The organism is Oxalicibacterium flavum, assembly GCF_014635065.1.
GTDB classification, from domain to species: domain Bacteria; phylum Pseudomonadota; class Gammaproteobacteria; order Burkholderiales; family Burkholderiaceae_D; genus Oxalicibacterium; species Oxalicibacterium flavum.
The window spans coordinates 110,023-135,763 of sequence record NZ_BMCG01000004.1 but is presented as its reverse complement, the minus strand read 5'-3'; the positions used below and the strand labels follow the sequence as shown (position 1 = coordinate 135,763).

Annotated in this window: 21 protein-coding genes; 14 read left to right on the top strand and 7 right to left on the bottom strand. The window is 64.0% G+C overall.

The window, feature by feature from the left end; all coding sequences use genetic code 11:
* Positions 1-67: 67 nt before the first annotated feature.
* Together IEV38_RS11020 and IEV38_RS11015 are read left to right on the top strand one after the other, a co-directional pair.
* A complete protein-coding gene (locus IEV38_RS11020; RefSeq protein ID WP_188396268.1) occupies positions 68-610 on the top strand; it encodes a c-type cytochrome in 543 nt (180 codons plus the stop codon).
* Entirely contained in the window at positions 607-975 is a 369-nt protein-coding gene (locus IEV38_RS11015) for a c-type cytochrome (protein ID WP_229728989.1), read from the top strand. Before IEV38_RS11020 ends, IEV38_RS11015 begins: the two co-directional genes overlap by 4 nt.
* A gap of 235 nt (positions 976-1,210) precedes the next feature.
* Here IEV38_RS11015 and IEV38_RS11010 read toward each other — a convergent pair whose 3' ends face one another.
* Both IEV38_RS11010 and IEV38_RS11005 read right to left on the bottom strand, forming a co-directional pair.
* A complete protein-coding gene (locus tag IEV38_RS11010; protein ID WP_188396267.1) occupies positions 1,211-3,613 on the bottom strand; it encodes a catalase in 2,403 nt (800 codons plus the stop codon).
* 177 nt (positions 3,614-3,790) lie between these two features.
* Positions 3,791-4,690, bottom strand: a complete 900-nt coding sequence (locus tag IEV38_RS11005) for an aldo/keto reductase (RefSeq protein WP_188396478.1) — start codon at positions 4,688-4,690, stop codon at positions 3,791-3,793.
* A 246-nt stretch (positions 4,691-4,936) separates the two neighbouring features.
* Here IEV38_RS11005 and IEV38_RS11000 point away from each other — a divergent pair, with 246 nt between their 5' ends.
* Both IEV38_RS11000 and cueR read left to right on the top strand, forming a co-directional pair.
* Complete coding sequence (locus IEV38_RS11000; protein ID WP_188396266.1) at positions 4,937-7,393, top strand: heavy metal translocating P-type ATPase; 2,457 nt, start codon at positions 4,937-4,939, stop codon at positions 7,391-7,393.
* A gap of 38 nt (positions 7,394-7,431) precedes the next feature.
* Entirely contained in the window at positions 7,432-7,869 is a 438-nt protein-coding gene (gene cueR / locus IEV38_RS10995; RefSeq protein ID WP_188396265.1) for a Cu(I)-responsive transcriptional regulator, read from the top strand.
* Between the two features lie 60 nt (positions 7,870-7,929).
* On the opposite strand, the gene IEV38_RS10990 is transcribed toward cueR, so the two are convergent.
* On the bottom strand, positions 7,930-8,136 hold the full coding sequence (locus IEV38_RS10990; protein ID WP_188396264.1) for a cation transporter: 207 nt from the start codon (positions 8,134-8,136) through the stop codon (positions 7,930-7,932).
* Between the two features lie 403 nt (positions 8,137-8,539).
* On the opposite strand from IEV38_RS10990, the gene IEV38_RS10985 reads away from it, so the two are divergent.
* The 3 genes from IEV38_RS10985 to rarD all read left to right on the top strand — a co-directional run bounded on the left by IEV38_RS10985 (position 8,540) and on the right by rarD (position 13,175).
* A complete protein-coding gene (locus tag IEV38_RS10985; RefSeq protein ID WP_371869868.1) occupies positions 8,540-9,598 on the top strand; it encodes a GGDEF domain-containing protein in 1,059 nt (352 codons plus the stop codon).
* A gap of 297 nt (positions 9,599-9,895) precedes the next feature.
* Positions 9,896-12,082: a TonB-dependent receptor domain-containing protein gene (locus tag IEV38_RS10980; protein WP_188396263.1), complete on the top strand. Its 2,187-nt coding sequence runs from the start codon at positions 9,896-9,898 to the stop codon at positions 12,080-12,082.
* A gap of 202 nt (positions 12,083-12,284) precedes the next feature.
* Entirely contained in the window at positions 12,285-13,175 is an 891-nt protein-coding gene (rarD, locus tag IEV38_RS10975; RefSeq protein WP_188396262.1) for an EamA family transporter RarD, read from the top strand.
* Positions 13,176-13,219: 44 nt separating this feature from the next.
* Here the strand turns inward: rarD and IEV38_RS10970 are convergent, their stop codons facing one another.
* Positions 13,220-15,100 carry a potassium transporter Kup gene (locus IEV38_RS10970; protein WP_188396261.1) on the bottom strand — a complete coding sequence of 627 codons (1,881 nt, stop codon included), beginning with the start codon at positions 15,098-15,100 and terminating at the stop codon, positions 13,220-13,222.
* A gap of 231 nt (positions 15,101-15,331) precedes the next feature.
* On the opposite strand from IEV38_RS10970, the gene ettA reads away from it, so the two are divergent.
* A complete protein-coding gene (ettA, locus tag IEV38_RS10965) occupies positions 15,332-16,999 on the top strand; it encodes an energy-dependent translational throttle protein EttA (protein ID WP_188396260.1) in 1,668 nt (555 codons plus the stop codon).
* 98 nt (positions 17,000-17,097) lie between these two features.
* Here the strand turns inward: ettA and IEV38_RS10960 are convergent, their stop codons facing one another.
* On the bottom strand, positions 17,098-17,376 hold the full coding sequence (locus IEV38_RS10960) for a pentapeptide MXKDX repeat protein (RefSeq protein ID WP_188396259.1): 279 nt from the start codon (positions 17,374-17,376) through the stop codon (positions 17,098-17,100).
* Positions 17,377-17,687: 311 nt separating this feature from the next.
* Here IEV38_RS10960 and IEV38_RS10955 point away from each other — a divergent pair, with 311 nt between their 5' ends.
* A complete protein-coding gene (locus tag IEV38_RS10955) occupies positions 17,688-18,272 on the top strand; it encodes a sigma-70 family RNA polymerase sigma factor (protein WP_188396258.1) in 585 nt (194 codons plus the stop codon).
* A gap of 71 nt (positions 18,273-18,343) precedes the next feature.
* The gene (locus IEV38_RS10950; protein WP_371869867.1) at positions 18,344-18,910 is read left to right on the top strand and encodes a DUF1109 domain-containing protein; all 567 of its coding nucleotides are present in this window, start codon (positions 18,344-18,346) and stop codon (positions 18,908-18,910) included.
* A gap of 75 nt (positions 18,911-18,985) precedes the next feature.
* Here the strand turns inward: IEV38_RS10950 and IEV38_RS10945 are convergent, their stop codons facing one another.
* Positions 18,986-20,683, bottom strand: a complete 1,698-nt coding sequence (locus tag IEV38_RS10945) for a methyl-accepting chemotaxis protein (RefSeq protein WP_188396256.1) — start codon at positions 20,681-20,683, stop codon at positions 18,986-18,988.
* Positions 20,684-20,949: 266 nt separating this feature from the next.
* Here IEV38_RS10945 and IEV38_RS10940 point away from each other — a divergent pair, with 266 nt between their 5' ends.
* Complete coding sequence (locus tag IEV38_RS10940) at positions 20,950-21,576, top strand: IMPACT family protein (protein ID WP_229728988.1); 627 nt, start codon at positions 20,950-20,952, stop codon at positions 21,574-21,576.
* A 249-nt stretch (positions 21,577-21,825) separates the two neighbouring features.
* Here IEV38_RS10940 and IEV38_RS10935 read toward each other — a convergent pair whose 3' ends face one another.
* Positions 21,826-22,659: an aldo/keto reductase gene (locus tag IEV38_RS10935; RefSeq protein WP_188396255.1), complete on the bottom strand. Its 834-nt coding sequence runs from the start codon at positions 22,657-22,659 to the stop codon at positions 21,826-21,828.
* Positions 22,660-22,817: 158 nt separating this feature from the next.
* Between IEV38_RS10935 and IEV38_RS10930 the strand changes: the two genes are divergently transcribed.
* From IEV38_RS10930 to IEV38_RS10920, 3 genes are all read left to right on the top strand, one after another.
* A complete protein-coding gene (locus IEV38_RS10930) occupies positions 22,818-23,270 on the top strand; it encodes a 2,4'-dihydroxyacetophenone dioxygenase family protein (protein WP_188396254.1) in 453 nt (150 codons plus the stop codon).
* 95 nt (positions 23,271-23,365) lie between these two features.
* Positions 23,366-24,874 carry a sensor domain-containing diguanylate cyclase gene (locus tag IEV38_RS10925; RefSeq protein WP_188396253.1) on the top strand — a complete coding sequence of 503 codons (1,509 nt, stop codon included), beginning with the start codon at positions 23,366-23,368 and terminating at the stop codon, positions 24,872-24,874.
* A gap of 76 nt (positions 24,875-24,950) precedes the next feature.
* Complete coding sequence (locus tag IEV38_RS10920) at positions 24,951-25,736, top strand: phytanoyl-CoA dioxygenase family protein (protein ID WP_188396252.1); 786 nt, start codon at positions 24,951-24,953, stop codon at positions 25,734-25,736.
* The last annotated feature ends 5 nt before the right edge of the window (positions 25,737-25,741 follow it).

Sequence of the window (25,741 nt, the reverse complement as noted above, 5' to 3'; positions counted from 1 at the left end):
CTGTCTAACAGACGGGTGCAGGCAGCGTCGCTAGACTGGACCGCAGTTCCCGCCACTTGCGCTCGCCATGCACCAGCCCGGTCGCCCCTCCACCGTCAAGATCGTCCTGCTCACGCTGCTGGTGCTGGCGGTCGGCGGCGCGGCCGGCGCGTATGCCTTCATGATGAGCGGCATCTACAACATCTCGGCCACCTCGCAGCATCTGCAGTTCGTCTATTCCTTCCTCGAGAAAGGCATGCACCAGTCGGTGCGCTTCCATGCGCGCGGCATCGCACCGCCGCCGCTGGACGATCCGCAGCGCATCGCGCGCGGCGCCCGCCTCTATCACGCCGCCTGCGTGCAGTGCCACGGCGCACCGGGCATCGCGCCGCGCGGCATCGGCATGAGCATGCAGCCGGTGCCGGGGCCGCTGGTCGATTCCGGCGAGAAATGGCAGCCCAACGAGCTCTACTGGATCGTGCGCCACGGCATCAAGATGAGCGGCATGCCGGCCTGGGAATACCGGATGAGCGAGGAAGAACTGTGGGATACGGTCGCCTTCATGCGCCGCCTGCCGCAGCTGACGCCGGCCGACTACGCAGCCATCGCAGCGAGAGAGGAGCGGCCATGAGGCAGCGTCGCTTCCTTGCCATGCCGGCGCTGGCGCTGCTCGCCGCCTGCAGCAACGACAGCAGCGTCAAGCCGGTCAACGCGCCGGGCGACGCCGAACGCGGCCGCATGGCGCTCACGCAATATGCGTGTCACGCCTGCCACACGATCCCCGGCGTGACCGGCTCGCAGGTCTTCGTCGGCCCGGCGCTGGACGGCATGGCGTCGCGCGAACTGATCGCCGGCAAGCTGCCGAACACACCCGAGAACATGCTGCGCTGGATCATGCATACGCAGGACGTGTCGCCGGGAAATGCGATGCCCGACATGGGCGTGCAGGAACAGCATGCGCGGGACATGGCGGCCTACCTGGAGACCTTGAAGTAGGCAAGCGATTGATTCACTCGATCTTTGCGCACGACCTGTCGATTCATGAAAAACAAAAGTCCGTGCGTGCGAGTAAGTGAAATGATCCAATGATTCGTCATGCGGCTTTCTGGGTTCCCGCCTGCGCGGGAACGACGTATGGAGCATGAGCACAGTCTGTTCCCTTTGGCAAAGACTCAGCGAACGAATCCATTTCCTCCGTCGCTCCCGCGCAGGCGGGAGCCCAGAGATGCTCCTACACCAGCGGCGGGTCCGTCTCGCGCTCGAAGATCTTGTGCTGGCGGATGGCCGAGATGAAGGCCGCCGTCGCGCTCTCCAGCGATTCGCCGGCAAGACCGACGATGCCCGGATCGGGCTCGCCGTCCGGCAGCGCGGGCGGGATGCCGATCTTCTCGAGCAGCGCCGAGGCCACACCCAGCGCGAGGATGGGCTTGCAGTGGCGGTACTGGTCCTTGATGAATTCCAGCACGTGTCCATCCTTGAGCAGGGTCGCCGTCGCGTCGCTGCCGTTGGGGATCGCGACCGCGTCGTACAGCGCGGCCGGACCGGCCTCGACCGAAATCTCGACGTGCAGCGGCTTGCCCTTGTCGTCGGCGATCTCGCCCAGCATGGGGCCGACCAGGCGCGGCACAGCGCCGGCTTCCACCAGCGCGCCGTACAGCGCACGCGCCATCGCGCCGTCGGTGCCGGGCGCCACCAGGATGGCGATGCGGCGCGTGCGGATATCGGGCGCCGGGTACGACATCATCGACAGTCCCGGCGACGGCTCATAGGTGTGCGGCGGCAACGGCGAGATGTTGGGCGCCGGCGGCGGCACCGGGAAGCCCAGTCCTTGCGCCACGCCCTGCGCGAGTTCGTCATCGACATTCGCCAGCAGCGACACCACGCGCTGGCGGATGGCCTGCGTCTGCACGCGCGTGAGCTCGAAGCGGAACGCCTTGATGATGTGCTTCTGCTCGGTCGGCGACTGCGACTGCCAGAACAGCCGCGCCTGCGAGTAGTGGTCGGCGAACTTCTCGGGCTTGCCGCGCACCTTGTCGCCCGCGATCGGCTCGGGCACGCTGGTGAAGCCCTGCATGCGGCCGGCCTGGAACGGGCAGCCGCCGCCGAGCGAATTGGGTTCGTAGGACACGCGGCCGCGCGCGATGGCCTGGCGGTGCATGCCGTCGCGCTGGTTGTTGTGGACCTGCGCGATCGGCGCGTTGATCGGAATCTCGTGGAAGTTGGCGCCGCCGAGCCGGCTGATCTGCGTATCCAGATACGAATGGATGCGCCCCTGCAGCAGCGGGTCGTTGGTGAAGTCGATGCCGGGCACGATGTGCGCAGTGCAGAAGGCGACCTGCTCGGTCTCGGCAAAGAAGTTGTCCGGGTTGCGGTTCAGCACCAGCCGGCCGACCGGCACGATGGGCACCAGTTCCTCCGGCACGATCTTGGTCGCATCGAGCACGTCGAACTCGAAGGCCTCGGCCTGTTCCTCGGAAAACACCTGCAGGCCCAGCTCCCATTCGGGATAGGCGCCGGCCTCGATCGCTTCCCACAGGTCGCGGCGGTGGAAGTCCGGATCGGCGCCGGAAATTTTCACCGCTTCGTCCCACGCCAGACCATGCGTGCCGGCCAGCGGCGTCCAGTGGAACTTGCAGAACACCGATTCGCCGGCCGCATTGACGAGACGGAAGGTGTGCACGCCGAAACCCTGCATCATGCGGTAGCTGCGCGGAATCGCGCGGTCCGACATCTGCCACAGCAGCATGTGCGTCGATTCCGGCATCAGCGAGACGAAGTCCCAGTAGGTATCGTGCGCGCTCGACGCCTGCGGCATCGCGAAATGCGGCTCCGGCTTGACCGCATGCACGAGGTCCGGGAATTTCATCGCATCCTGGATGAAGAAGATCGGGATGTTGTTGCCGACCAGGTCCCAGTTGCCTTCGTCGGTATAGAACTTGACGGCGAAGCCGCGCACGTCGCGCGCGGTGTCGGTCGAGCCGCGTTCGCCGGCCACCGTGGAAAAGCGCACGAACACGGGCGTGCGCTTGCCGTCCTCGGCGAACGGCGCGGCGCGCGTGAGTTGGGTCAGCGCCTTGTAGCATTCGAAGTAGCCGTGCGCGGCCGAACCGCGCGCGTGCACCACGCGCTCGGGGATGCGCTCGTGGTCGAAGTGCGTGATCTTCTCGCGCAGGATGAAGTCTTCCATCGCGGTCGGCCCGCGCAGGCTGGCCTTCAACGAATTCTGATTGTCCGCGATCGGCACGCCCTGATTGGTGGTCAGCACCTGGCCGCCGGAATCGACGCGCACGCGGTCCAGCGATTCGGTGGTGGCGTTGTTGCCGGGCACCGACTTGCCGGCGCCGACCTTGTCGGATGCATTGCGCTCGCTGACGGTGCTGCCCGTCACCGCCGGATGCGGCGGCTCGACGTGGTTGCCGACCGGCGGGTCGTAGGCCGCTGCGCCGATTTCGCCGGGCTTGGCCGGGTTGTCCGGCATCTGTTCGCTCATGCTCGCGGTGCCGGCGATCTTCTTCAGCAAATCGGACGGCAGCGCGGCCGGGCCCTTGCTGCCGGGCGGCGGACCGCTCGACGGACCGGCGATCGTGCTCAGGACGGTGCCGGCGTTTTCTGTGGAGGTCTTCTTGGATGGCATTTGTCTCTTCCCCAAAAAATGAGTAAACCCATGCCGCTGCAAGGGCTTCTGCAAGAATAGGGAAGGCGCCTTTCACTGCCTATCAGAGAAGCGAGGAGGCTCGCGTAGGAAAATCGACAGCGTTGCCGCACCGCATGCGCGCGCGCGGCAAATGCATCGGTAGTAGTCAGGCTTGCGTCAGGCCAGCACCGTGTCCGCACGGCTGCGCCAGAAGGCGGGATCGGGCAGCGTGCCGAAGCCGGCCTGCGCGTTGTCGGCCATGTGCTCGGGCCGGCTGGTACCGGGAATCGCGCAGGTCACGGCGGGGTGGCTCAACGTGAACTTCAGCAGCAGCTGCGCCCAGCTCGTGCAGCCGATCTCCGCCGCCCATGCCGGCAGCGGCCGCTCGCGCAGGCGCCGCAGCAACCCGCCGCCGCCGAACGGCTGGTTGACGATGACCGCCACGCCGCGCTCGGCCGCCAGCGGCAGCAGGCGTTGCTCGGCCGTGCGATCGTCGAGCGCATAGTTGATCTGCAGGAAGTCGAGCCGCTCGGCACGCAGCACGGCCTCGACCTCGCCGAAGGCCGACGGCGTGTAATGCGTGATGCCGATGTAGCGGATGCGGCCCTGCGCCTTCCAGTCGCGCAGCGTCGCCAGATGGGTGCGCCAGTCCACCAGGTTGTGTATCTGCATCAGGTCGATCTTCTGCGTGCGCAGATGCGCGAACGACTGCTCCATCTGAGCAATGCCTTCGGCGCGGCCGCGCGTCCAGACCTTGGTCGCAAGAAAGGCACGCGTGCGTTGCGGCGAGGCGGCCAGCAGTTCGCCCGTGGTCTGCTCGGCACGGCCGTACATGGGCGAACTGTCGATCACGGTGCCGCCGGCATCGAACAGCGCCTGCAGCACGTCCGGCAGGCGCCGGTACTCGGCGCTGCCCGGCGCATGGCCGAAACCGACCCAGGTGCCGCAGCCGATCACCGGCAGCGGTTCGCGCGTGGCGGGAATCAGGCGCACGTTCATCTTCTGTCCGTTCGCCGCCGCCTGTGGCGGCGCGCTCTGTGCCACGGCCAGCGGCAGACCGGCGGCGCCGGCCGACATGCCGAGCAGCATGCCCAGCAATTGCCGGCGCCGGATGTGCGCGGTATGTTCCGGAGGAAACGAATGCATGCAGGCTCCTTGCGGATGCGTGATGCCGATCGATGAATGGCAAGCGATAGACCGGTTCCCGGCCGCAGGATTCCCGGCCGCACCCGCACCGCACGAAAAAATTGACCTTCCCATCATGGCAAGGTCGATACTGCAGACATTGCTTCCCGCATTTCAATCTTTTTTGGTGGAATCGTCATGAACACTGCAAGCGCCACTTCCGACACTGCTTCCCGTTCGCCTGTCGATACGCCGGCGCGCCGGCTCACGCTCGGCGTCGAGGGCATGACCTGCGCCTCGTGCGCGGCGCGCGTCGAAAAGGCCGTCAAGGCCGTGGCCGGCGTGCACGAAGCCAGCGTCAACCTGGCGACCGATACGGTGGCGGTGGAACTCGACGCCGGCGTGCCGGCCACCGCCATCCAGGACGCGATCCGCAAGGCCGGCTACGACGTGCCCGCCAGCGAGATCGATCTTGCGGTCGGCGGCATGACCTGCGCGTCGTGCGTCGGCCGCGTCGAGAAGGCCCTGCGCAAGGTTGACGGCGTGCTCGACGTCAGCGTCAACCTGGCCACCGAACAGGCACGCGTGAAAATCGCGGCCGGCACCGAGACGGCGGCGCTCATTGCAGCCATCCAGGACGCCGGCTACGAAGCGTCATTGCCGAAGCGCGACCAGGCCGCAACCGAAGAACACGGCAAGGCCGACTGGTGGCCGGTGGCAGTGTCCGCCCTGCTGGCGCTGCCGATGGTCGCGCCCATGCTGCTGCAGCCGTTCGGCGTCCACTGGATGCCGCCGGGCTGGGTGCAGTGGCTGCTGGCGACGCCGGTGCAGTTCTGGCTCGGCTTCCGCTTCTATCGCGCCGGCTGGCATGCGGTGAAGGCCGGCACCGGCAACATGGACCTGCTGGTCGCGCTTGGTACCAGCGCGGCCTACGGACTGAGCGTGTACTTACTTATCAACGCCCAGTCCGCGCATCCCGGCCATGAGCCGCACCTGTATTTCGAAGCCTCGGCCGTCGTCATCACGCTGATCCTGCTCGGCAAGTGGCTGGAAGCGCGCGCCAAGAAACAGACCGCCGCCGCCATCCGCGCGCTGCAGAAACTGCGGCCCGATTCGGCGCGCGTGCGGCGCGACGGGCAAGACGTGGACGTGCCGATCGAATCGGTGCGCGTCGGCGATCTGGTGGTCGTGCGTCCGGGCGAGCGCATCGCGGTCGATGGCAGCATCGTCGAAGGCCGCAGCCATGTCGATGAATCGCTGATCACCGGCGAGAGCATGCCGGTCGTCAAGCAGGAAGGCGACCACGTGACGGGCGCGTCCATCAATGCCGAAGGCATGCTGCTGGTGCGCACCGAGGCGATCGGCGCCGAAACCACGCTGGCGCGCATCATCCGCATGGTGGAGAACGCACAGTCGGCCAAGGCGCCGATCCAGCGGCTGGTGGACAAGGTCAGCGCGATCTTCGTGCCGGTGGTGCTGGTCATCGCCGCCCTCACCTTCTTCGGCTGGTGGCTGGCCGGCGCCGGCGCGGAAATGGCCATCATCAACGCCGTGACCGTGTTGGTGATCGCGTGCCCGTGCGCGCTCGGCCTCGCCACGCCGACCGCCATCATGGCCGGCACCGGCGTCGCCGCCAAATACGGCATCCTGATCAAGGATGCGGAGGCGCTGGAAACCATGCACCGTGTCACCACCGTCGTGTTCGACAAGACCGGCACCCTGACCGAAGGCCGCGCGCGCGTCGCAGAAGTACAGGCCATCGGCATCGGCGAACACGACCTGCTGCAACTGGCGGCCACCATCCAGCGCGGCAGCGAGCACCCGTTCGGCCTGGCCGTCATGCAGCGCGCCGCCGAACTGCAGATCGCGCCCGGCGAGGCGAACGCGGTGCAGGCGCTGGCCGGGCTCGGCCTGCGCGCGACCATCGATGGCAAACAATACGTGCTCGGCACCGCGCGCCTGATGCGCGAGGAAGGCATCGCGCTCGACAGCGAAGCGAACGTGCAGGCGCAGGAACGCGAGCGCAGCGGCCGCAGCCTGTCGTGGCTGGCGCAGGTCACGCCCGCGCACCGGCTGCTCGGCTTCATCACCGCCAGCGACACCATCAAGGCCAGCGCCACGCAGGCGATCGACAGCCTGCACGCGCAGAAGATCGCCACCGTGCTGCTCAGCGGCGACAACCAGGGCAATGCCGATGCGGTCGGCAGGACGCTCGGCATCGACCGCGTGATCGCGCAGGTGCTGCCGGCCGAAAAGACCGAGAAGATCGCCGAACTCAAGAACGGCGGCCAGATCGTCGCCATGGTCGGCGACGGCATCAACGATGCGCCGGCGCTGGCGGCGGCCGATGTCGGCATCGCCATGTCCACCGGCACCGACGTCGCCATGCACGCGGCCGGCATCACGCTGATGCGCGGCGACCCGGCGCTGGTGGCGGACGCCATCGACATCTCGCACCGCACCTACGGCAAGATCCGCCAGAACCTGTTCTGGGCCTTCATCTACAACGTGGTCGGCATTCCGCTCGCGGCCTTCGGCGTGCTGAACCCGATGTTCGCCGGCGCGGCGATGGCCTTCAGTTCGGTCAGCGTGATCAGCAACGCGCTGCTGCTGCGGCGCTGGAAGGCCGGCGGCCAGGCGCAGCGCAAGCCCTGACGCTACACTGGTATATACGAAATACTTCGGGAGTCGTCATGAACATCGGACAGGCCGCCGCCGCATCCGGCATTTCCGCCAAGATGATCCGCCACTACGAGGCGATTCACCTGATCGCACCCGGCGCGCGCAGCGACGCCGGCTACCGCATCTATCAGGAAAAGGACCTGCACACGCTGCGCTTCATCAAGCGCGCGCGTTCGCTCGGCTTCTCGCTCGAACAGATCAAGGCGCTGCTGTCGCTGTGGCAGGATGCGCACCGCGCCAGCGCCGACGTCAAGGCCATCGCGCTCGAGCACGTCGATGAACTGAACAGGCGCATCACCGAGCTGACCGAGATGCGCGACACGCTGAGCGAACTGGCGCGGTCGTGCAGCGGCGACGCGCGCGCCGACTGTCCGATCCTGCGCGGACTCGCCGCGCCGGCCGACACCGCCGCCTGCTGCGGCCACGCCGCCGCGCACCGCCACGAATAGGCAGCGCGCAAAAAAAAACGGGCGGTGTACATCGCCCGTTTTACATCCGCTTCGCAGTCGTCAGGACGCCGCCCTGGCCGTCACCGGATAACCGGCATCGACAATGGCTGCCGCCACCGCATCGAGCGGCGCGCCCGACTCCACCTTCACCGTCTTCTGCGCCAGATCGACGTTCACCGCCGCCTGCGCGTCAACCGCCTGCACCGCCTTCGTCACCGCATTCACGCAGTGGCCGCAGCTCATGTTTTCCACTTGCATCGTGTACATGGTTCGCTCCTTTCAATGATCAATGAAGACAAGTCTGGGCCTTGCCACGATGGGAAGGTCAAGGCCGCAATACGCATACGCAGGCCTAGGTATTTGGCCCGACTATTGCTTGCAGGAAGCACTGCAAATGCGCGCACAGCAAGGTTTTGCCAAGATAATTTCCATACGGAAATAATCGTGTTGCTTTTTGGGAACGCAAATCTCGCGGCTTGCGCATGAACCAATGTTTTTCTTACAGGAAACGTAAAATATGGTTTCATCCGTTCCGCCGCGTCCTGACGATGCAATCGATTCCGCTAAGATGAATCGCAGGCTTGGACGCATGCAATCTTCCCGCACACGGCACCGCTGCGACAAATGCAAAACGAAGAAAACGCCGCGCGCCAATTTTTCATGGATTACCGTGAACACTTCCGACCCTCTCAAGATGAAATCGTTGCTCGAGCATCTGGTTGAGATCACCGGTCACCGCGATCACGAACTGCTCGACATTTCGGTGATGAGCGCGCTGATGAACATGGTGGGCGTGGAACAGGCGTGCGTGCTCGAACTGTTTCAATCGCGCGGCGAACTGCTGGTGCGTCCGCGCGTGCGGATCGCGGAAGGCAAGGTACAGGCCGCGCAACCCGAATCGTCGGCAGCCGACAACGGCGAACCCATCGTCGCCTATCCGGGCCTGGTATCGTGCATCGCCCAGCGCAGGAGCCGTCTCGAGGAAACGCGCGCCGACGGCCGCCATGTGCTGTGGATTCCGATGTGGCAGAACGACAAGGTCTCGACCTGCCTCGAGATCGTGCACAGCCAGCCTTTCATGCCGCACATGCTGCAGGTCATGGAGGGAATCCTGAGCGTCTATCGCAATTACCAGAGCCTGCTCGAATACAGCGAGCGCGATTCGCTGACGGGCCTGCTCAACCGCAAGACCTTCGACGAGAAATTCAGCCGCCTCGCCAGCGCCAGGCAGAGCGAACCTGTCGATGAACACGACCGGCGCCAGTCGGGCAACATCAAGACGCAATGGCTGGCAGTGGTCGATATCGATCACTTCAAGCGCGTCAATGACGCTTTCGGCCATCTGTACGGCGACGAAGTGCTGATCCTGGTCGCCAACATCCTGCGCGCCTCCTTCCGCGCGCAGGATTGCATCTTCCGCTTCGGCGGCGAAGAGTTCGTCGTCCTGCTGCGTTCCACCACGCTGGAAGATGCGCGCATGGTGTTCGAGCGCTTCCGCGCCAATGTCGAAAAACATGCGTTTCCGCAGGTCGGCTGCATCACCATCAGCCTCGGCTTTGCCGCCATCACGCAGGAAACGCCGGTGGTCATCCTCGGTCATGCCGACCAGGCGCTCTATCACGCCAAGGACAGCGGCCGCAATCGCGTCTGCCATTACGACGAACTGGTCGAACAGGGCCTGATCGGACGCAGCAAGCAAAGCGAATCGGTCGAAATCTTCTTCGACTAGGTTCCGCACCCGCCGTCGATATTGGCCCGGTTGCGCAAATGCAACACGCCGCTCCCTTCCGAAAACTCCCGCCAAACCCTTGCAAATGAACGACTTGCGCGCAGAAACCTCAGCATGTCGCATGTAAAGTTAAGTAAAGATCGCGTTGCGCTTCCTAAAAGAGTGTGAGCGGGATGTTAGGATTTTGTGAGTTTTTCAACAGCCAGCCAAGCGCTCCCGGTTTCTCGCCATCTCCCCCGGCAGTTCCCTCCCGCAGTAGCCAGCCAGTCCATTTCTACTCGCACTGGGAGATATCACATGCCAAAAAGCAAAAAACGGGCAGGCACAATCCGCACATGGACACTTGCCGCGGCCACATTAACCGCCCCGCTCGCGCATGCGCAAGATACGTCCGAACAGCAACTGCAGGAAATCGTCGTCAGCGCATCCGGCTTTGAACAGCAGATCAAGGATGCGCCCGCCAGCATCACCGTCATCACCAAACAAGACCTCGAAACCAAGCGCGTCACCAGCATCGCCGATGCGCTGGCAGATGTCGAAGGCATCGATACCGGCGGCAGCGCAGGCAAAACCGGCGGTCTGAACATTCGCATGCGCGGCCTCGACAACGACTACACGCTGATCCTGATCGACGGCCGCCGCCAGAACAGCACCGGCAACATCTATCCGAACGGCTTCGGCGAGGCGCGCAACAACTTCCTGCCGCCGGTATCGGCCATCGAGCGCATCGAGATCATACGCGGCCCGATGGCCACGCTGTACGGCTCAGACGCGATGGGCGGCGTCGTCAACATCATCACGCGCAAGGTCGGCAAGGAATGGAGCGGTTCCGTTACCGTGGACGGCACTTTCCTCGAAGATTCCAAGTTCGGCGACTCGCGATCGGCGGAAGTCTTCCTGTCCGGCCCGATCAAGGAAGGCCTGCTCGGCTTGCAGGTCCGCGGCCGCAAGGCGAGCCGGGACCAGTCGCATATCGCCTATGAACTCGACGATGGCACCGAGGGCGATGAGCTGACACAGGGCCGCAACGCAACCAAATCGCGCAGCGATGCCTATGGCGCCCGGCTGACGCTCACGCCCAACAAGGATCACGACCTCTGGCTGGATATCGACTCGAGCACCCACTGGTTCGACAACAGCGAAGGCCAGCTCGGCACGCTCGGTGCAGCCGGCGGCTACGGCCCCGCACAGGAATACAAGCGCAACAAGATTCTGCTCGCACACAACTGGCGCACTGCATCCGGGCTGCTTGAATCCAGCCTCAGCTACAACGAAACGGAAACACTGGGACGCCTGATCCCGGCACGCCTGATCGGCCGCAGCGGCGACCGCAACCTGACGGCCAAGGACTTCATTTTCGATACCAAGTACGTAACCGCGATCGACAACCACACCCTGACGGTCGGCGGCCAGTACTGGGATGCCAAAATGGCCGATGGCGTGCTGCCGCAGGAAACCAAGTTCAGGCAGATCAGCGTCTTCCTCGAAGATGAATGGCGCCTGCGTCAGGACCTCGCCCTGACACTCGGCGTACGGCATGACGACCACGACACTTTCGGCGGCTACACCACGCCGCGCGCCTACCTGGTATGGAGCGCCAACGACAACTGGACCCTCAAGGGCGGCGCCAGCGGCGGCTACAAGGCTCCGCGACTGGAATACCTGACCAACGGCATCTATACCGTCAGCGGCCAGGGACGCTCCCCGCAAATCGGCAACCCCGATCTCGAGCCGGAAACCAGCGTCAATGCGGAGATCAGCGCGATCTTCGACAATCTGCAAGGGTTCACTGCCGGCGCCACGATCTTCCAGAGCAAGTACAAGGACTTCATCAGCACATCCGCCGGTCCAATCGCCCTCAGCTGCAACACCGCCACCAACGAAGCGGAATGCGAAGACTATCTGGCCAGTTTCGGCAGCTACTGGGACATGGGTTATCGCAACTACCCCGCCAGCGGCGGCGCTGCGGACAGCTTCACCCTGCGCCGTCCGGTCAACATCGACAAAGCCACGATCCAGGGAATCGAACTGTTCTCGCGCTGGCAGTTCGCGCCGAACTGGAGTCTCGCCGCCAACTACACCTACACGGACAGCGAACAGCGCAGCGGCGACAGCATTGGCGATCCGATCAACGACACGCCGAAGCACATGTTCAATGCCAACCTGCGCTGGAAAGCAAGCGACAAGTTGTCGACATGGATTCGCGGCGAGTACCGCAGTTCCGGTTATCGCAGCGGCACGCAGACCATCGACGGTGTCACGCATGAAGTGCGCGACCTGGTCGGCGACTGGAAAGGCTACACGCAGATCCACCTGAGCGGCACCTACAAGGTTTCCGAGAACCTCTCCTTGAATGCCACCGTCTTCAACCTGTTCGACAAGACATTCAACACGGCGACCGTCGTCAATGGCACGACATACGCCAACTACCGCAACAATCAGGAACCACGCCGCCTGTGGGTTTCCGCCAACTACTCCTTCTAGCCATCGCTGCCCGGCCCGTGCCGGGGTGAAGAAGGACCCGTAAAGACCGGCTGCCATGCCGGTCTTTTTTCATGCAAGCGTCCGACACGGCTGAAGACCATGACACCAGCCAGCGATTTTTCAGAATTGGGCGGATAATGACGCCTTCGCCAATTCTTCCCCCTCGACGTTGCCTGCTGCCACTGCACAGGGGGTATCCGACATGAACCCCGGCATTCTGCTCGCACTTGGCGCCTACGCGATCTGGGGCATGTTCCCGATCTATTTCAAGTCGCTGCACGAGATTCCGCCGCTCGAAATCCTGCTCTATCGCATGATCTTCTCGCTGGTCTTTCTCGGCGGCGTGCTCGCGGTGCGCCGGCAATGGGCATGGATAGGTCCGGTGCTGCGCCAGCCGAAAGTGCTGGTCGGCTTCACCGCCAGCGCGCTGCTTCTCTCCAGCAACTGGTTCCTCTACATCTGGTCGGTCGACCACGACCGCGTGCTCGATGCCAGCCTCGGCTATTTCATGACACCGCTGGTCAACGTGCTGCTGGGTGCCGTCGTCCTGCACGAACGCCTGCGCCGGTTGCAATGGGCGGCGGTCGCGATGGCCGCCGTCGGCGTGCTGTGGCTGACCTGGCAGGCCGGCCATCCGCCATGGATCAGCCTGCTGCTCGGCATCACCTTCGGCGGCTACGGCCTGTTGCGCAAGACCGCCGCGCTCGGCGCGCTCGAAGGCCTGTCCCTCGAAACCGCCGTGCTGTTCCCGCTGGCCGCCATCACACTGCTGTTCATGACCGCGCAGGGCGCGCACGGTTTTGCCGACGCCTCGCCGCTGGCGCAAATATTGATGGTGCTGTCCGGCCCGATCACCGTCGTACCGCTGCTGATGTTCGCCGCCGGCGCACGCCGCGTGCCGCTCTCGACCATGGGCCTGCTGCAATACCTGACGCCGACCTTGCAACTGCTGGTCGGCATCTGGCTCTACAACGAACCGTTCGGCGGCGCGCGCCTGATCGGCTTCGCGGCGATCTGGGTGGCGCTGGCCTTGTACACACTGGATGGGTTGTGGCTCAACTACAGCCGTCTGCGGAAAAACGATACGCCATGAAAAAAGCCGGCGCGATGCCGGCTTTTTTATGTCTTCCCCTCCGATCAGATTTCGATCTTGGTCCCGAGCTCGATCACGCGGTTCGACGGAATCCGGTAGTAGTCGGCCGCATCGCGCGCGTGGCGCGACATGGTGACGAACAGGTGTTCGCGCCACAGCGCCATGCCGCGGTCGGGATTGGGCACCACGGTCTGGCGCGCGATGAAGAACGAGGTTTCCATCATCTCGAAGCCGAGCCCCTGGAAGCGCGCCAATTCCAGTGCCCATGGAATGTCCGGCGTGTCCTTGAAGCCGTACAGCACGTCCATCTGATAACAGTCATTGCCGAGGTTGTGCACGCGCACCTGTTCCTCGGTCGGCACGTAAGGCACTTCCGCCATCGAGACGGTCAGGAACACCACGCGCTCGTGCAGGATCTTGTTGTGCAGCAGGTTGTGCAGCATCGCGTGCGGCACGCCGTCCGATTCGCTGCGCATGAAGATGGCGGTGCCCGGCACGCGCGTGGGCGGATCGACAAACAGCGATGTCAGGAAATCGTCGAGCGGGATCGCATGCTTCTGCAGGTTCTCGACCACCAGTTCACGGCCGCGCTTCCAGGTCAGCATCATGGTGAACAGCAGCGTGCCGAGCAGCAGCGGAAACCAGCCGCCGTGCGTGAGCTTGAGCATGTTGGCCGACAGGAAGCCGATGTCGATGACGAGGAAGAAGCCGGTCGCGAAGATGCACAGCGCGAGGTTGTATTTCCAGCGGTAGCGGATCACGAAGAAGGTCAGCAGCGTGGTCACCATCATGGTCGCGGTCACCGCGATGCCGTAAGCAGCGGCCAGCAGCGACGACGAGCCGAAGCCGATCACCACCATCAGCACCACTGCCAGCTGCAGCCAGTTGACGACCGGGATGTAGATCTGGCCGATCTCGCTGGCCGACGTGTATTCGATCTTCATGCGCGGCAGCAGGCCGAGCGCGATGGCCTGCTTGGTCATCGAGAAGGTGCCCGAGATGGTCGCCTGCGAGGCGATCACGGCCGCTGCCGTCGCCAGAATCGTCAGCGGAATCACGCTCCACGGGCCGAGCTGCTGGAAGAAGGGATTGTCGACCGCTTCCGGATGCGCGAGCAGCAGGCCGCCCTGGCCCAGGTAGTTGAGCGCCAACGCCGGAAACGCGACGAAGAACCATGCGGCGCGCATCGGCTTGGGACCGAAGTGGCCCATATCGGCATACAGCGCCTCGACACCGGTGAACGCCAGTACCACCGCCCCCAGAGAGATAAAGGCCAGCAAGCGGTTGCCTTCGAGAAAGTGCAACGCATGCCATGGATTGAGCGCCTGCAGGATCTGCGGCGAGGCGACGATGTTGACGAGGCCGAGGATCGCCAGCGTGGCGAACCACACCACCATGATCGGGCCAAACCACTTGCCGATGCCAGCCGTGCCGCGCGCCTGCAGTGCGTACAGCGCGGTCAGTACCGCCACCGTGACCGGCACCACGTAATGCGAAAAGCCGGGCGCGGCCACACTCAGGCCCTCGACCGCCGACAGCACCGAGATCGCCGGCGTGATGACGCCATCGCCATAGAACAGCGTGGTGCCGAACACACCGATCACCAGCAGCGGAAAGTAGAGCTTGGAGTTGCGCCCGACCGAGGACAGCGCCAGCGCCATCAGCGCCATGATGCCGCCCTCGCCGCGGTTGTCGGCGCGCAGCACGAGCGTGACGTACTTGAGGGAAACGATGATGATCAGGCCCCACACGATCAGCGAGACCACGCCGAGCACGTTCTCTTGGGTGAGCGCCAGGCCGTGGCCTTCGGCGAAAACCTCCTTCATTGCATAGAGGGGGCTGGTGCCGATGTCGCCATAGACGATGCCGACGGCACCCAGGGTCAATGCGGCAAGACTGCTTTTTTTCGAATTTGGCGAAGCCAAGAAACGTACTCCAGAAAGGAAGATGCGTCGCACCTTAGGCCAAGGCCCACCATAATGCAAGAAAATCACGATCCGCGCAGCACGCCCTGTTGCGCCGACGTCGCGCTGCCGCTTTCCACACTTTACAAAGCCGGAAAAACCGGCGCCGCGGCAGCGGTTCGCCTTGCCCTGCACGATCGGGTATCCTGTGGCCCTTCGGCATCCCCCTCTTTACGGAATTAACGGAATTCAATGGCAAATTACGTCTACACCATGAACCGCGTGGGCAAGATCGTCCCGCCCAAGCGTCAGATCCTCAAGGACATCTCGCTGTCCTTCTTCCCCGGTGCCAAGATCGGCGTGCTGGGCCTGAACGGCTCGGGCAAATCGACGCTGCTCAAGATCATGGCCGGCATCGATACCGACATCATCGGCGAAGCACGCCCCGCACCCAACCTGAACATCGGCTATCTGCCGCAGGAACCGCAGCTCGACCCGGAAAAGACCGTGCGCCAGGAAGTCGAATCCGGCCTCGGCGAAGCCTTCGAAGCGCAAGCCAAGCTGGATGCCGTGTATGCCGCCTATGCCGAGGAAGATGCAGACTTCGACGCACTCGCCGCCGAACAGGCGCGGCTCGAAGCCATCATCTCGTCATCCGACGGCGGCAACCTGAACCTGCAACTCGAAATGGCCGCCGATGCGCTGCGCCTGCCGCCGTGGGACGCCAAGATCGGCGTGCTGTCCGGCGGCGAGAAGCGCCGCGTGGCGCTGTGCAAGCTGCTGCTGTCCAAGCCGGACATGCTGCTGCTCGACGAACCGACCAACCACCTGGATGCGGAATCGGTCGAATGGCTCGAGCAGTTCCTGCTGCGCTTCCCGGGCACCGTGGTCGGCATCACCCACGATCGCTACTTCCTCGACAATGCGGCCGAATGGATTCTCGAACTCGATCGCGGCAGCGGCATTCCATGGAAAGGCAATTACTCGTCGTGGCTCGATCAGAAACAGGCACGCCTGAAGCAGGAAGAAGCCACCGAATCGGCACGCCAGAAGGCGCTCGCCAAGGAACTCGAATGGGCGCGCCAGAATCCGAAGGCACGCCAGGCCAAGTCCAAGGCGCGTCTGGCCCGCTTCAACGAACTCTCCGAATACGAATACCAGAAGCGCAACGAGACGCAGGAAATCTTCATCCCGGTCGCCGAGCGCCTGGGCAACGAAGTCATCGAATTCAGGAACGTCTCGAAAGCCTTCGGCGACCGCCTGCTGATGGACAACGTGTCGTTTACCATTCCGCCGGGCGCCATCGTCGGCATCATCGGCCCCAACGGCGCCGGCAAATCGACGCTGTTCAAGATGATCGCCGGCCTCGACAAACCGGACAGCGGCGAGGTCGTGATCGGCCAGACCGCGAAAATCTCGCTGGTTGACCAGTCGCGCGACGACCTCGCCAACACCAAGACCGTGTTCGAGGACGTGTCCAACGGCGCCGACATCCTGACCGTCGGCCGCTTCGAGATGCCGTCGCGCGCGTATCTGGGCCGCTTCAACTTCAAAGGCAGCGACCAGCAGAAGATCGTCGGCAACCTGTCCGGCGGCGAACGCGGCCGCCTGCACCTGGCCAAGACGCTGCTGCAGGGCGGCAACGTGCTGCTGCTCGACGAACCGTCGAACGACCTCGACGTGGAAACCCTGCGCGCGCTCGAAGACGCGCTGCTCGAGTTCGCCGGCAGCGTGATGGTGATCTCGCACGACCGCTGGTTCCTCGACCGCATCGCGACCCACATCCTCGCCTTCGAGGGCGACTCGCAGGTCACCTTCTTCGACGGCAACTACCAGGAATACGAAGCCGACAAGAAGAAACGGCTCGGCGAGGAAGGCGCGAAACCGAAGCGCGTACGCTACAAGCCGGTCACGCGCTGATACGTCCGCCAGCCCGACAAAAAGGGAGAGCCGATCATCCGATCGTTCTCCCTTTTTTCATATCCCATGCACGATGCAGTCCGTGCATGACGATGGCATTACTTGTTCATGCCATCCTTGCTCATACCGTCATGCGACGTGCCATCCATCTTCATCCCGTCCTTCGACATGTGATCCTTCTTCATGGCGTCCTTTTTCATCGTATCCGTCTTCATGCCATCTTTTTTCATCTTGCCTTTCGACATGCCATCCTTGGACATGCTGTCCTTGGCCATGCTGTCGTGCATCATGTCATCCTTCTTCATGACATCCTGCGCGAATGCGGCAGTCGACATCGACAGCGCTGCAGACAGAATGGCGGCGGCAAATTTTTTCATGATCGTTTCCTCTTGAAGTTAAAGTCAAAGCAATGATGCTGTCCCCGTGTCGGCAGCAGCCTGATCTCCTGAATTGCCGGATCGGCCTCGATGACGAAGAGCGTCGGACATGTCCCAACGCCAGCGCCTTTTGACTTCTCGGGCCGTCCCGGCATACGATGGCACCCCAGTCGCGATGCGCACCGCGTGTCATTCGATTACCGTCGAATGACACGCAGGGTAATTCGTAGGACAACCGCAACGGGTTACATTCCCGCAGAAAAAAGACCTGGCCAATGTTTTATTTCGTTCACGTGTAACCAAAAGCGCCGATGCGTCGTATACAAGAAGGAGAGGAGAAAACTATCGTCGCGCAGACCGAACAGCGACTGCGTGCGCTTCTTCTCCGCGGCATGGACGGCGACGAGATTGCCTATCGCGATTTTCTTCAGGCAAGCGCAACCCATCTGCGCGCCTTCCTGCGCCGTCGCCTGAGCCGCTGGCCGGACGAAGTCGAGGACCTGGTGCAGGAATCGCTGCTGGCATTGCACAATCAGCGCATGACCTACCATCGCGATGCACCGCTGACGGCGTGGATGTATGCGATCGCGCGATACAAGCTGATCGACTGGCTGCGCCGCCATGCGCGTCATGAAGGATTGAACGATTCGCTCGAGGATGTCAGCGAGCTTTTCTCCACCGCCGATACGGACGGCAGCGAAGCAAGGCGCGATCTGGAACAGGTACTGGCCATGCTGCCCGAGCAACAACGCGCCGCCATCCTGCACACGAAAATTGGCGGCCTGTCGGTACGCGAAGCGGCCGCGGCAATGCGGATTTCGGAAGCCTCGGTCAAGGTTGCCGTACATCGCGGCCTGAAGACACTCGCGACAAGATTGCAAAGCGGAGAATCGTGAAAACAGACGACCTGATCAACATGCTGGCCAGCGGGCCAGATGTCCGGGCGCCGGCATTGCCGGTACGCCGCATGGCACTGCTTGCGTCGACCGGACTCCTGACCAGCGTGCTGTTGATGCTGATGCTGCTCGGCGTGCGCCCCGACCTGAATGAACTGGCAATGCAGCCGGCGTTCTGGTTCAAGATGGCTTTCGTCGTTGCACTGACAGGTGCCGGCGGTATCGCGGCGACGCGCCTGTCGATGCCGGGCGCGCGCACGTCGATGCTGCCGCTGCTGATCGCCGCGCCGTTGCTGTCGATCTGGATCGCGGCCACCATCAGGCTGATGCAGGCCGCGCCGGCTGAGCGCCATCATCTGCTCTGGGGCGATAGCTGGTATTACTGCACCCTGCTGATCGCGCTGCTGTCGCTACCGATCTTCGCCGCCGTGCTGCAGATCATGCGCCATCTGGCACCGACGCGCCTGCGTCTGGCCGGCGCCGGCGCCGGCTTTGCCGCGGGCGGAGCGGCCAGTGTCATCTATTCGATGCATTGCCCGGAAATCTCGGCTCCCTTCCTGGGTATCTGGTACGTACTCGGCGTGACGGTTCCGGCCGTTCTCGGCGCATTGGTCGGACCACGCATCCTGCGCTGGTAATGCCGGCAAGTTCGTCACCGCCATGAAAAAAGGCCATGCGATGCATGGCCTTTCGTTTTCACCCGCCGGCAACGATCAGAATTCTTCCCAATCGCCGCCGCCTGCAGCGGTCACCGGCTCCTTGCGCGCAAGCCGTGGCGCGGCCGTGGACGGCGGAGTCGCCGGTTTTTCCGGCGCCTGCATCTTCATCGCCACCTGCCTGTGCACCGTTGCCGGCTGCTGCGCCGACGCGCGGCCGTCCAGCCTGAACACGCTGACCACCTGCGACAGGTTGGCGGCCTGTTCCTGCAGCGACGCTGCCGCTGCAGCCGCCTCCTCTACCAGCGCCGCGTTCTGCTGCGTAACCTGGTCCATCTGCATGACGGCCTGGTTGACCTGTTCGATACCTTCGGTCTGTTCCTGGCTGGCGGCCGTGATCTCGGCCATGATGTCGGTCACGCGGCGCACGCTGCTCACCACCTCCGTCATGGTAGTGCCGGCCTGATTGACCAGTGCCGAGCCGACGTTGACCTTTTCCACCGAATCGCCGATCAGGGTCTTGATCTCCTTGGCGGCGCTGGCCGAACGCTGTGCCAGCGTGCGCACCTCGGCCGCCACCACTGCAAAGCCGCGCCCCTGCTCGCCGGCGCGCGCGGCTTCCACCGCGGCATTGAGCGCCAGGATATTGGTCTGGAAGGCGATGCCGTCGATGACGCCGATGATGTCGACGATCTTGCTCGCAGATTCCTTGATCGAACCCATCGTATCGACCACCTGCGCAACCACCTCGCCGCCCTGCACCGCGACGTCGGACGCGGTCATTGCGAGCTGGTTGGACTGGCGCGCGTTGTCGGCATTCTGGCGCACCGTCGAGGTCAGTTCTTCCATCGACGACGCGGTTTCTTCAAGCGAACTGGCCTGCTCCTCGGTGCGCGAGGACAGGTCGAGGTTGCCGGTGGCGATCTGGGTCGAGGCGGTGGCGATGGTGTCGGTGCCGGTGCGCACCTGCGACACGATGCCGACGAGGCTGGTGTTCATGTCCTTGAGTGCCTGCAGCAACTGGCCGGTCTCGTCGCGCGAACGCACTTCGATGTTGCCGGTCAGGTCGCCGCCGGCGACCTTCTGCGCCAGGCCGACCGCTTCCGACAGCGGCCGCGTGATGCTGCGCGTGGCGAGGTAGGCGAACAGCGCGCTCAGCAGGATGGCCGCGACCGACAGCGCTTCCAGCATCCGGATCGCGGTGGCGACGGAAGTGTGCGCATCGTCGCCGGCCTGCTTCATCAAGTCGGCCTGGAAGGCGACGAGCTGGTCCAGGTGTGCCATGTAATCCAGTTGCAGCGGACGCAGGTCGCTGTACAACAGGGCGAGCGCCTCGTTGCGCTGGCCCTGCTCGACCAGCGTGACGAAACGGTCCTTGGCCGGCAGGAACTTGCCGCGCGCCGCGAGCAGCGCGTCCATGTGGACGCGGCCCTGCGGCAGCCTGATCTCGGCATCGAGCGTGTCGAGCAGCTTGGCGCTGGCGGCGGCCTGTGCGTTGATCGAGGCGATTTGGGCCCGGATTTCCGCCGGCTCCGTCATCAGCAGCGTATTGCGCATGGCACGCGCGACCACGTTGATCGCATCCTTGGCTTCATTCGCCATCACGACTTTCGGATAGCGGTTGTCGTTGATCATCGAGACATCCTGGTCGATCAGCGTGAAGCGCGAATACGCAAGGGCGGCCAGCACGATCAGGACGACGACGACCGCACCGAAGCTCAGGGCCAGTCGTTGGCCGATTTTCAGGTTTTTCATGACAAAGGGAAGTGAGGAGTGAAAGAGACCGGAAGGATGCGATGCAAAAATTTCCAACAGGAAATTCTATACGTTCACGTCTAATCTCAATTCCCATGAATATGGTAATTAACGTTATTTAACGTTAATACCGCCAGCAATTGGATATTTTGTTGCGAATTGTTGCGAGTTCCATCATCCCCCTCCCCGCTTTCGTTCCCGTATAAACACCCGGCACAGTGCGCTGACGCCTCCTTTTTGCCGGAGCTATCCAACCATGACTTATCATGACGGCCTTCCCTGCCGTTTCCGTTCCCATGTACCAGCTCGCCGCTCCCGCTTCCGCCGAAATCGAGATCAAGAAAAGCCGCTTCATCGCCCTGCTCTATCCGGTCGCCTCGCGCGCCGAGGCGATGGCGCATCTGGCGCGGCTGCGCGCCGAGCACCCGACGGCCGTGCACGTGTGCTGGGTATTGATGTGCGACGGCGATTCGGGCCTCGACGACGACGGCGAACCGTCGGGCACGGCGGCGCGGCCGATGTACAACGTGCTCGTGCACAAGCAGCTATTCAACGTGCTGGCGGTGGTGGTGCGCTACTGGGGCGGCATCAAGCTCGGCGCCGGCGGCCTGACGCGCGCCTACGGGCAGGCGGTGTCGGAAGCCTGCAAGGAGGCGGTGCTGGTGCCGGTGGAAGTCATGTGCGAGCGGCGCTTCGTGCTCGGATTTGCAGACGAGTCGGCGTTCCGCCGCTATTGCGAGCAACAGGGCGCCGCCGTGCTGGATGCGGCCTACGGCGAGTCGGTGACGCTGACGGTGCGGATGAAGGCCGATCTGGCGGCGGCGTTCTGTGCGCAGGCGATGGATTTGCTGCGCGGGGAGTTGCGGGTGATGGAAGACGCGGACGGAGAATGATGGAAGCCCGGTGCATGCCGGTTCGTGTCGTGTTCGCTGATCGAGCGACGGCATGTGAATCAACCGTAGTACTGGATTCCCGCCTGCGCAGGGTGAGGCAGGGGATTCAGCCAGCATGCGCTGGCTGCCTGCGTAACGATCGGCACTTGCAAGTGCCGATGCGCGCCGCAGGCGGGAATCCAGAGTAAGCCTCAATCAGCGCCAGCGCCCGCCAGGACCAAACCCGGCAAGCGCCGAGGCAACCGCTCCTCAAATCATCTCAAGCGGCTCCGGCCCCTCCGGCGGTGGAAACGCCTCATCCAGTTCCGCCAGATCCTCCGCCGTCAGCTTCAGATCGAGCGCCGCGCGGTTCAGCCGCACGTGCTCGACCTTCGAGGCCTTCGGAATCGCGATCACGCCCTGCTGGCGCAATACCCAGGCCAGCGCCACCTGCGCCGGCGTCACGCCATGACGCTCGGCGATGTCCTGCACTTCGGGATAGTGGGCCAGACGGCCCTGCTCGATCGGCGAATACGCCATCAACGGCAGGCCGCGCTTCTGCGCCTGCGGCAACAGGTCCCATTCGATGCCGCGCCGCGTCAGGTTGTAGAGCACCTGGTTGGTGACGACCGCGTGGCCGCCGGCGGCGCGGTCGATTTCCTGCATGTCGCGCACGTCCATGTTGCTGACGCCCCAGTGGCGGATCTTGCCGGCGTCCTGCAACCGCTCGAAGGCTTCGATGGTTTCGGCGAACGGCGTGCGGCCGCGCCAGTGCAGCAGGTAAAGATCGATGCGGTCGGTGCCGAGGCGGCGCAGGCTGCGTTCGCAGGCGGCGATGGTACCGTTGCGCGAGGCGTTGCTCGGCAGGACCTTGCTGACCAGGAAGACTTCGTCGCGGCGGCCGGCGATCGCTTCGCCGACCAGTTCCTCGGATGCGCCGTCACCGTACATCTCGGCGGTATCGATCAAAGTCAGGCCGAGGTCCAGCCCTTCGCGCAGGGTCGCGATCTCGGACGCGCGGCGGTTGGCGTGGTCGCCCATGTACCAGGTGCCCTGGCCGAGCACGGGAACGGTTTCGCCGGAAGGAAGTGTGGTGGTGTGCATTCGTGCGCCTTTCTGTTCTGCATCCGTCCCGCGGCGGCACGCCCGGATGGCGCGGCGGCGGGAGGGGCGTTATAGAATGCCGATTATACGAAACCCTTCGCGGGAATCCCGCGCATCACCGCGCCGCACGCTCCGCGTTACCTCCGATCGCATCCGTCATGTCCGTCCTGCCCACCCCCGAAACCCTGTTCACCTGCCGCCCCGATACCATGGACTGGGTGCCATGGGCGATGCCGGGCGCGCATTTCAAGCTGCTGCACGCGAACGCGGCGACCGGCCATTTCACGCTGCTGATCCGGTTTGCGGCCGGCGCCGAAGCGCCGATCCACCGCCATGTCGGCGCGGTCGAGGGCTACATGCTCGAGGGCGGCTTCTATTACAAGGACGATCCGGACACGCGCTTCGACGCCGGCAGCTACCTGTACGAGGACGAAGGCGCCGTGCACCAGCCGGTCAGTCCGCACGGCGGCGTGATGTTCGCGGTGTTCCACGGCCCGGTCGAAGGGCTCGACGACGACGGCAACCTGACGGGCCGCATCCACTGGAAATGGCACGTGAAGGCATGGAACGCGGCCGGCCACGATTACGTGCCGGACGGCCTGACGGAATGAGCATCCGCGCCACGCAAGCAGGCAGATTTTTACCTGCGGCCGGGCCGCGCTCCCTATAATGCCGCTTTGGGCGCGCGCCCGTTTTCCGATTTTCCATGCGTCTTCTTCCGGAACGTTATCGTCTGCTCACGTGGATCAGCCTGTTGCTGGTCGCCGGCTTTCTTGCCACCAGCATCGCCAGCTACGTGGTCTCGCGCGATGCGATCCGGCAGAACGTGGCCGAGCAGACGCTGCCGCTGACCAGCGACAACATCTATTCCGAAATCCAGAAGGACATCCTGCGCCCGGTCTTCATCACCTCGCTGATGTCCAACGACACCTTCGTGCGCGACTGGATTCTGACCGGCGAGCACGATACCGACCGCATCGCGCGCTACCTGAAGCAGATCAAGGAAAAGTACGGCACCGTCAGCACCTCGCTGATCTCGGCACACACGCTGAACTATTACTATGCCGGCGGACTGCTGAAGACCATCAGCGCAACGGAACCGCGCGACGTCTGGTATTACCGCGTGCGCGACATGCAGGCCGATTACGAGATCAACGTCGATATCGACATGGCCAACCGCGATGCGATGACGATCTTCATCAACCATCGCATGTTCGACTACGACGGCAACTTCATCGGCGTGGCCAGCGTCGGTCTCACGCTCGACGCAGTCGCCCATCTGCTCGAGAACTACCAGACGCGCTTCCATCGCACCGTCTATTTCGTCGATCGCGAAGGCAACATCAAGCTCGCCGGCAAGGCGCTGAAGGACGTGCACGATCCGATCGGCAGACTGCCCGGCATCGCCGACGTTGCCGACAAGGTGCTCAACGACAGCTCGACGCCGATCCACCACGAGTTCCAGCGCGGCGACGCCACCGTTCTCATGAGTTCGCGCTTCGTTCCGGAACTGAACTGGTACCTGCTGGTCGAGCAGAACATCAGCGACGACGTACTGCCGGTGCAGCGCGTGCTGTATCTCAACATCGCCATCAGCGCCATCGTCACGCTGCTGATCCTCGGCATGGTGCAGCTCGTGGTACGGCGTTCGCACCGGCAGATGGAAGCCGTGGCCGGCACCGACACGCTGACCGGCCTGCTGAACCGGCAGGCCTTCGAGATGGTGTTCCATCAGGCCATGCTCGACAGCGAACGGCGCGGCACGCCGCTGTGCGCGATCCTGTTCGACCTCGACTACTTCAAGAACGTCAACGACGCGCACGGCCATCTGGCCGGCGACCGCGTCCTGCGCGATGTCGCCGGCATCGCGCGCGGCGCAGTGCGCGAGAACGATATCGTGGCGCGCTGGGGCGGCGAGGAATTCCTGGTGCTGCTCAAGGATTGTCCATTGCAGCAGGCGATCGTGATCGCCGAGAAACTGCGCACGCGGATCGCCACGCACGATTTCGCATTGCAGGGCAGCGACCTGCTGCTGACGACCAGCCTCGGCATCGCCGAATACGCGCAGCGCGAATCGCCGTCCGACTTCTTCTCGCGCGCCGACCGCGCGCTCTATCAGGCCAAGGAAAAAGGCCGCAACCGCATCGCGGTATCACAACCGCCCTCACAGCCGACCTCGCCATCGGCCCCGCCGACGACGCGCGACAACGGATAATAATGGCCGGCCGGCAACGGACAGACGCGAACGAACGGCGTACACTGTTGCTTTGCCGACCGCGTCGTCACGAACCATGAGCACCCTCTCCGCCACCGCATCCGCTCTCCTGCCCGCGCAGATCGCGCAGTTCGAGCGCGACGGCTTCCTGGTCTTCCGCAACATGCTGGAACCGGCCGCCTGCGAACGCATGCTGCAAGTGGCCGCGCAACAGCTGCAGGAAGCCGCGCAGCCGCTCGAGTACGAAGCCGAACTCGGCTACGCCGGCGCGCCCTCCTCGCTGGAGGCCGAAGGCGGCCGTACCGTGCGCCGCCTGCGCGGCGCCTACGAACGCGATCCGGTATTCCGCGCCTGGGCCGAAGACCCGCGCATCGTCGACAAGGTGCAGCAACTGATCGGCGAACCCGTGTGCCTGACGCTCGCGCATCACAACTGCGTGATGACCAAGCATCCGCGCTACGGCACGGCGACCGGCTGGCATCGCGACATCCGCTACTGGTCATTCACACAACCCGACCTGATCTGCGTCTGGCTCGCGCTCGGCAGCGAGACCGCGTCCAACGGCGGCCTGCGCTTCATTCCGGGTTCGCACCGTTTGCAGGTACCGCGCGAACAGCTCGACGACCTGCTGTTCCTGCGCCCCGATCATCCGGCCAACCAGGCGCTGTTCGCGCAGGGACAGGCCATGGAACTGGAGCGCGGCGACGTGGTGTTCTTCCACAGCCACCTGTTCCACGCGGCCGGCGTGAATACCTCGCCGGTCGTCAAGACCTCGGTCGCCTTCGTCTATCACGGCTGCAGCAACCAGCCGCTGCCGGGCACGCGCTCCTCCGCCTCGCCGGACATCCGCCTGACGGACTAGCGATA

What these genes read in the sequence shown, in the direction of transcription:
- IEV38_RS11020 (WP_188396268.1), top strand. Translation starts at nt 68, where the DNA reads ATGCACCAGCCCGGTCGCCCCTCCACCGTCAAGATCGTCCTGCTCACG.
- IEV38_RS11015 (WP_229728989.1), top strand. Translation starts at nt 607, where the DNA reads ATGAGGCAGCGTCGCTTCCTTGCCATGCCGGCGCTGGCGCTGCTCGCC.
- IEV38_RS11010 (WP_188396267.1), bottom strand. Translation starts at nt 3,613, where the DNA reads ATGCCATCCAAGAAGACCTCCACAGAAAACGCCGGCACCGTCCTGAGC.
- IEV38_RS11005 (WP_188396478.1), bottom strand. Translation starts at nt 4,690, where the DNA reads ATGTCGGCCGGCGCCGCCGGTCTGCCGCTGGCCGTGGCACAGAGCGCG.
- IEV38_RS11000 (WP_188396266.1), top strand. Translation starts at nt 4,937, where the DNA reads ATGAACACTGCAAGCGCCACTTCCGACACTGCTTCCCGTTCGCCTGTC.
- cueR (WP_188396265.1), top strand. Translation starts at nt 7,432, where the DNA reads ATGAACATCGGACAGGCCGCCGCCGCATCCGGCATTTCCGCCAAGATG.
- IEV38_RS10990 (WP_188396264.1), bottom strand. Translation starts at nt 8,136, where the DNA reads ATGTACACGATGCAAGTGGAAAACATGAGCTGCGGCCACTGCGTGAAT.
- IEV38_RS10980 (WP_188396263.1), top strand. Translation starts at nt 9,896, where the DNA reads ATGCCAAAAAGCAAAAAACGGGCAGGCACAATCCGCACATGGACACTT.
- rarD (WP_188396262.1), top strand. Translation starts at nt 12,285, where the DNA reads ATGAACCCCGGCATTCTGCTCGCACTTGGCGCCTACGCGATCTGGGGC.
- ettA (WP_188396260.1), top strand. Translation starts at nt 15,332, where the DNA reads ATGGCAAATTACGTCTACACCATGAACCGCGTGGGCAAGATCGTCCCG.
- IEV38_RS10960 (WP_188396259.1), bottom strand. Translation starts at nt 17,376, where the DNA reads ATGAAAAAATTTGCCGCCGCCATTCTGTCTGCAGCGCTGTCGATGTCG.
- IEV38_RS10955 (WP_188396258.1), top strand. Translation starts at nt 17,688, where the DNA reads ATGCGTCGTATACAAGAAGGAGAGGAGAAAACTATCGTCGCGCAGACC.
- IEV38_RS10950 (WP_371869867.1), top strand. Translation starts at nt 18,344, where the DNA reads ATGGCACTGCTTGCGTCGACCGGACTCCTGACCAGCGTGCTGTTGATG.
- IEV38_RS10945 (WP_188396256.1), bottom strand. Translation starts at nt 20,683, where the DNA reads ATGAAAAACCTGAAAATCGGCCAACGACTGGCCCTGAGCTTCGGTGCG.
- IEV38_RS10940 (WP_229728988.1), top strand. Translation starts at nt 20,950, where the DNA reads ATGACGGCCTTCCCTGCCGTTTCCGTTCCCATGTACCAGCTCGCCGCT.
- IEV38_RS10935 (WP_188396255.1), bottom strand. Translation starts at nt 22,659, where the DNA reads ATGCACACCACCACACTTCCTTCCGGCGAAACCGTTCCCGTGCTCGGC.
- IEV38_RS10930 (WP_188396254.1), top strand. Translation starts at nt 22,818, where the DNA reads ATGTCCGTCCTGCCCACCCCCGAAACCCTGTTCACCTGCCGCCCCGAT.
- IEV38_RS10925 (WP_188396253.1), top strand. Translation starts at nt 23,366, where the DNA reads ATGCGTCTTCTTCCGGAACGTTATCGTCTGCTCACGTGGATCAGCCTG.
- IEV38_RS10920 (WP_188396252.1), top strand. Translation starts at nt 24,951, where the DNA reads ATGAGCACCCTCTCCGCCACCGCATCCGCTCTCCTGCCCGCGCAGATC.